At 40.3% G+C, this 3,017-nt stretch carries 3 protein-coding genes; 1 reads left to right on the forward strand and 2 read right to left on the reverse strand.

Annotated features, from left to right (window positions below):
- Positions 1–170: 170 nt before the first annotated feature.
- Complete coding sequence (locus DDE80_RS14035; RefSeq protein ID WP_108308550.1) at positions 171–656, forward strand: diacylglycerol/lipid kinase family protein; 486 nt, start codon at positions 171–173, stop codon at positions 654–656.
- A gap of 17 nt (positions 657–673) precedes the next feature.
- Here DDE80_RS14035 and DDE80_RS14040 read toward each other — a convergent pair whose 3' ends face one another.
- Positions 674–1,489 carry a ZIP family metal transporter gene (locus tag DDE80_RS14040; protein ID WP_108308552.1) on the reverse strand — a complete coding sequence of 272 codons (816 nt, stop codon included), beginning with the start codon at positions 1,487–1,489 and terminating at the stop codon, positions 674–676.
- 22 nt (positions 1,490–1,511) lie between these two features.
- On the reverse strand, positions 1,512–2,144 hold the full coding sequence (locus tag DDE80_RS14045; RefSeq protein ID WP_108308554.1) for an MOSC domain-containing protein: 633 nt from the start codon (positions 2,142–2,144) through the stop codon (positions 1,512–1,514).
- Between the last annotated feature and the right edge of the window lie 873 nt (positions 2,145–3,017).

The raw sequence follows: 3,017 nt of genomic DNA on the forward strand, positions 1-3,017 counted from the left end.
TTATGTCTATATTTTACCAAATTCTTTGGCTAAAGCCAACCGAAATTCATCTCCCACCTACTCATTGGTGCTATTCGCACCTTCACACTCCTTGAGGTTGGGAGACTTCTTTCGGAAAGTCGTTAAAAATTAATGAGCATTACGCCCTTAACTTTGTAGGACTTGGTTTTATGGTGCAAAATGCCGAAAATGTAGATGCGGATGCCAAAAGTGCTATTGGTAAATTTAGCTATGTGCTGTCTACACTTAAAACACTCGGTGAAGAAAATGATTTTACCTATAACCTAACAGTAGACGGCAAAACCTATGAAGGCGAAACCTTTATGATGATGATTGCGAGCGGGCTATTTATTGGCGGTAACCGTTTGCCCCTCACAGATTTAAGCCCAAGCGATGGTGTACTCAATGCTTTTATTTTTAACACTAAAACATTAGGCACCTTGCGTGACTTCTTTACACCTAAAGACAGCTTTGACTGGGGCGAACTCGGTCAAAATATTACGGTACTAAGTGGTAAACACTTTACACTTACTACTACACCACCCCAAACGTTAGATATTGATGGCGAAATTATGTTAGAGACGCCGATAGAAGTTAGCGTATTACCACGGCGTGTACGCATTCTCACACATAAAAACACAAACTCGATTCGTTAGTGAATCGAGTTTGTGTTTTAGCCTAGTGCTACATCTAGCACCATCATTAATGTAAAACCAATAATTAATGACAATGAAGCTAAATCTTTATTGCCGTTTTCGTGTGAGCTTGGGATAACTTCCTCAGCTACAACGAAAATCATAGCGCCTGCCGCAAAGCTTAACGCAAAAGGCAACAGTGGTTGCATTACAGTTACTGCGAGTACACCAATGACTGCCGCAATAGGCTCAACAATACCTGATAGTTGCCCATACATAAAACTACGCTTTCGTGACATGCCCTCTCGTCGAAGCGGCATCGCAACTGCTGTACCCTCAGGAAAGTTTTGAATACCAATACCAATCGCAAGCGTTACTGCCGCTGCTAATGAAGCGGACGGGAATCCCGCAGCTACAGCACCAAAAGCAACACCTACAGCTAAACCTTCAGGAATATTATGTAGCGTAATGGCTAGCACTAGTAACGTACTGCGACGTCGACGCTCAGGATGAATCCCCTCAGCTTCTTTCATTTTCATATTAGGATGCAAATGGGGAATGAGCTTATCAATACTCCATAAAAATAATGCGCCCCCTACAAAACCAAGCGCAACTGAAAACCATGCTGGCAGTGTTTTGCCCTCAGACATTTCAAGCGCAGGTGATAGCAAAGACCAGAAACTTGCGGCGATCATCACACCACCCGCAAAACCTAACATGCCATCCATTAATTTTTGATTCATTGTTTTGGTTGTAAATACTAACGCTGCGCCGAGCGCTGTCATCCCCCACGTAAATAACGTAGCGACTAACGCCTGCATAACAGGACTAAGCGTTGCAAAAAATGCTACCATCTTCCATCACTTCCTCTACTGTTTACTTACCCAAACGTTTAGCAATTTTAACCTTCCATTCGTCAGCGAGTGCGGGGATTGTTAACATATGTGCCATCGCTTGTTGATCGTTAGTAAAATAAATTTGGTTGCACTTTAATATGGTTAGTTGACCTTCGCCTTTTGTTTGTAGCGTAATACGATCATCAGCACGCACCACACCCTCTTGCAATACACGTGCTAAATAGCCAGTGTAACCCGTTTGCACAAGACGTTTCATCAGCGAGCTTGCTGACGTATACTTATCAATCGTGCTGCATGGCACACGTCCCTGTGTAATTTCAATTACTGCCTCGCCCACTGCATACACATCACCAATACAAACATCTTGTTCTAGCATGCCACGCACGGTGAGATTTTCACCAAAGGCACTTTTAGGTAGCGGCTTGCCAAACTCTTTTTCCCACTTTTCGTAATGCTCGATAGGATACAAGCAAACAGCACGGTCTGGGCCACCGTGATGCTTTTTGTCTGCTACATCATCATGCATAAAGCCTTGTTTAGTCAGCAATACCTCAGCCACTGCTGATTTTTTAATGCCTGTCACTAGCGTGCGATTTTCATCGTAGCGCATCTCCTTTGGCTTACCCACAGCAAGCGTTACAATCTCTGCCATCTTATATACCCCCTATTTTTCTTTTATCATACTAAAGGAATGTTTAGGAAGGAATACGTTTTAACAAAATAAAAAGAGCCTTCCTTATATATTTGATAAACAAACATACAAAAAAGACTCTTAAAATTATATAGTATAGTTGCACGTGTATGAACTTCATTTTCAGCAGATAATGCTGAAAAGCTAGTAACTCAACGCTTAGAGCAATTTACAACCTAAAATGAATACTCACTCCCACTCTGTTTTAAGCGTAAAATATATAAGCAAAAATGCAGTAATATCAAGAGTTTTAGGATACTATCAAAACATATAAAACATATTAAAAAATATAAAAAGTGCAATTGCACCTAATCAATAGAGCCTGTTATATCTGATTCAAAATTCCAATATTCATGATGCTTTAAACGCCATTTGAACGGTATTTTACCGACAGATGGCGTTTTTAAGTTGTGACCAAATGGGAGGGATAAAAAATGAAAAACGACAGAAAACGCGTTGTAAAAAATTGTTATTCTGCTACCAAGGAGGTCATGATTTGCGGCTTACCTGTTCAAACGGTTTCTGACAAAAAAATCTTTCATGGGCGTCCTCCACCTTTATTTTTGCTTTCCATCTTTAGTTGACGAAAAGGAGTGTGATTATTTTGGAAGGTCATGAATTTGAAGCAGAAGTTATCGGCTGGATTACTGACCATTTCGTTTTATCTGAAATTGAAATTGAGGACTTTCCTTTTTTCCCTTATGGAATGTGAATATCGGTGTTAAAATCCTCAATAATAACGGTTTAAAATTCCCCACCTATCCGAGATAATCTATTTCATAAAGAGATAGATTGGAAGTGTAGGAATGACGTTATTGTTGGAGGATTTTTTGA

It is taken from the genome of Metalysinibacillus jejuensis (assembly GCF_003057615.1).
Lineage (GTDB): Bacteria > Bacillota > Bacilli > Bacillales_A > Planococcaceae > Metalysinibacillus > Metalysinibacillus jejuensis.

Coding starts and splice junctions, on each gene's coding strand:
- DDE80_RS14035 (WP_108308550.1), top strand. CDS start 171: ATGGTGCAAAATGCCGAAAATGTAGATGCGGATGCCAAAAGTGCTATT.
- DDE80_RS14040 (WP_108308552.1), bottom strand. CDS start 1,489: ATGGTAGCATTTTTTGCAACGCTTAGTCCTGTTATGCAGGCGTTAGTC.
- DDE80_RS14045 (WP_108308554.1), bottom strand. CDS start 2,144: ATGGCAGAGATTGTAACGCTTGCTGTGGGTAAGCCAAAGGAGATGCGC.